General features: G+C 21.4%; 4 protein-coding genes. All 4 read right to left on the bottom strand.

Annotation, left to right across the window (positions count from 1 at the left end):
• Nucleotides 1–146: 146 nt before the first annotated feature.
• Entirely contained in the window at nucleotides 147–383 is a 237-nt protein-coding gene (locus tag HZY83_RS01550; RefSeq protein WP_179942340.1) for a hypothetical protein, read from the bottom strand.
• Nucleotides 384–394: 11 nt separating this feature from the next.
• On the bottom strand, nucleotides 395–625 hold the full coding sequence (locus HZY83_RS01545) for a hypothetical protein (RefSeq protein WP_179942339.1): 231 nt from the start codon (nucleotides 623–625) through the stop codon (nucleotides 395–397).
• Nucleotides 626–897: 272 nt separating this feature from the next.
• The gene (locus tag HZY83_RS01540) at nucleotides 898–2,754 is read right to left on the bottom strand and encodes an ATP-dependent helicase (RefSeq protein WP_179942338.1); all 1,857 of its coding nucleotides are present in this window, start codon (nucleotides 2,752–2,754) and stop codon (nucleotides 898–900) included.
• Between the two features lie 28 nt (nucleotides 2,755–2,782).
• Nucleotides 2,783–3,119 (bottom strand): hypothetical protein (locus HZY83_RS01535; protein ID WP_218925300.1); only part of this gene is annotated, 337 nt, incomplete at its 5' end.

Raw genomic sequence — 3,119 nt, 5'->3', positions numbered from 1 at the left:
TAATTATTCTTTTATCTTTTATGTTAAATAAATTTAATAAACTTGTATTATCCATAGCTATAAACCCTTTATTTTTATTATAACATAACCATATTTGTTGCAATACATAATTTTAATAAATAATAAAAAGAGAGCTTTTAATCTCTCTATAGTTTTTTTAATAATTCTTTAAATTCTCTTTTATCTTCTTCTTTTATTAATTCTGATAAAAATGTTTTTGCATAACTCTTATATTGAACATATTTATATTGTTCTTTCTTTTTTTTATCTTCTCTTTGACGTCTAAGCCTGTCCCTTTCCCGTCTTCTTTCTTTTTCTTTTTCTTTTTGTTCATCTGTTAATCTCATTTGTCTTATTTGATATTGTGTTAATTTTTTTGTCATAAATCAATTCCTTAATATTCTTTTAAAACTAATTTTATCGCAAAGCAATTACATATCAATGCAAAAGCACAAGATACAATCATAATTATATTTGCATAATAATCAATATTAATATTATTGTTAAATAATTTCATAGCTAAAAAAACAAATAATATTGTAGCTAGCATAACCATTATAGTTAATAATATTTTAAATTTCAGTTCATCTCTTTTAAATTCTTTACTTTCTAAATCATTAAACATATTCTCTATTCTCCTTTTAATTACATTTTTTATTTTTGGTTGTTGTTTTAACTTATATATTTATTATAACATGTTGTCGCTATAACGTCAATAGTTTTTTCATACTTTTTTATTGATTTTTTTTAATATTTACCTTATAATAACTGTGTATTGTTTATTCAATACATCTTTTTAATTGCATTTGTCGATAACTTATTAGTTATTGACTAAATTGTTTATTTTAACTTAAAAAAGAGAGTAGCTTTATATTGCTACTCTTTTTTATTATTTAGTCAAGTATATCCGTTAAAACTATTTAATTCTTTTATGAACTTTGAATTTTTATCTCCAAAAATATATAAATTATCAATCGCTCTTGTCATTGCCACATATAATAAGCGTCTTTCTTCTTCGATAATATTATTATTTGATAATTCTAATTTATCGAGTTTCATATAATTTGATTTATATAAAAATGGATAATTCGAATTTATATTTAATATATAAACGTTATTAAATTCTAAACCTTTGCTTGCGTGCATTGTCATTATTTGTAATTTATCTTTTGTTGATAATTCTTTAAAATATTGTATGTAATCTAAATACTCTTTTGTAGTCTTATATCCATTTCTTTTGTAATATTCTCTAGCTTCTTTTAAAAACTCCTGCAGATAATCATAATCTTTATTTTTTGTTTGATAAAATAAATCATAAATTATTTCTTCAATCAAAGTGTCAAATGATTTCTCTATATTGTATTTATCAAAAAAATTTATAAATTCTTCCATTTTATTTGTATATCTTTTTAATTTTTTTACATGATATTTATTATAGTTTTCAATTATTTCAAAGTAAGTTTCTATTCCCAAATTTTTCCTAATATCATCTAAAATTTTAAAAAACGTTTTACCTAGACCAAACTTTAAATTAGTTGCCACCCTTTTCAAGTGATAGTTATTGTTTTTATTTTCTAAAAAACGCAATACGCTTATCAAATCTTTTACTACTTTTCTTCTGTACAATGGGTAATCTCCTATTATTTGATATGGTATATTATATTCTACAAGTTTTATTTTTAAAATTGTAATTAATTCGATATTTCTATTTCTTATTAATATTACATTTTGATTATAATTGTATTTGTTTTTATTTTTTTGTATTTCAGTTAATGTATATGTTATTTGTTTTGTTATTTCATTTGTTAATAATATTTTAGGTATCGTATTAGTCCTATCTGTTATTAGAGTTTTATCAATCCTATTTTTATTTTGTTTTATAAAACTTTCAGCTAGATATAATATTTCTTTTGTAGAACGATAATTTTGTTCGAGTTTAATTACTTCACAATTAGGGTATTCTTTTTGAAATTCTTTAAAATATTTACTATTACTACCACGCCAACTATAGATACTTTGGTCTTCATCTCCTACAACTAATATATTTGTTTTAGATGATATTAGTTTAATTAAATCATACTGACTTCTATTTATGTCTTGATATTCGTCTATAAAAATATGAGTAAATCTATTTTTATATTTTGATAATATTTCTTTATCATTATTCAATAAATTTACACTAATAGATATTAAATCGTCAATTTCTATTAAGTCATTATTTTTTAAATACATTATATACAAAGCGTATAATGTTTCTATTTGATTTTCTAAATCTTGTTCTTTAGATTTTATATAAAGATTATTTTTTATTAATAAAAAATCTTGCATTAACTTTTTAATTGTAATTCCATATCTATTAAGTATTTCAAAGTTATCAGTAATTTCAAGCATATTAGATATTGTCTTTTCCTTGATTTCATCATCAATTATTGTTAAGTTAGTATATCCTAATTTTTTATAATTATCATTATCATAAATAATCGTTCGTGCTAATTCGTGAAATGTATTTACTACTACATTATTACTACCTAAACTTATATTTAATCTTTCTTTTATTTCATTTACTGCTTTATTTGTAAAAGTAATCGCAAGTATATTACTTTGCAGCACTTCTTTTTTTGTAACTAAATATTCTATTTTGCTTATAATCGTATTTGTCTTACCCGTTCCCGCACCTGCGACAAGCATTATTTCTTTTGAATTACTTAATACTGCCTGTCTTTGGGAATTATTAAGTCTTTTTAATTGCTCCATTTTGTTTGTCCTTTATATTTTCTACTGTTTAATGCTTATGTAATTCGCCGAAAATATCAGTGAATATTTTTTCAAGTTCTGTATTATCTGTGAAAAGTTTTTGTAATTCTTTTTCTTTGTTTTCTTTTTGTGTTTTATAATTTTGTAAGTCTTTCTCTAATTCTTCTCTTGCCTTTATAAATCTATCTGTATTCTCTTGTTGATTTTCTTTTTTGAATTTTTGTATTTTTTCATCTACATATTTCAATGTTTCTTCTGTTTCTTCGATATTTTTTTCTAAAATTTTAATAGCACCTTTTACGCTTATTATATTATGTTCTAACTTCTCATGATCCTGATATTTTTCTTTTGTGATTTTTGTTAAA

It is taken from the genome of Gemella sp. GH3 (assembly GCF_013415425.1).
Taxonomy (GTDB): domain Bacteria; phylum Bacillota; class Bacilli; order Staphylococcales; family Gemellaceae; genus Gemelliphila.
The sequence above is the reverse complement of the archived record's forward strand: the minus strand, read 5'-3'. Positions and strand labels throughout refer to the sequence as shown.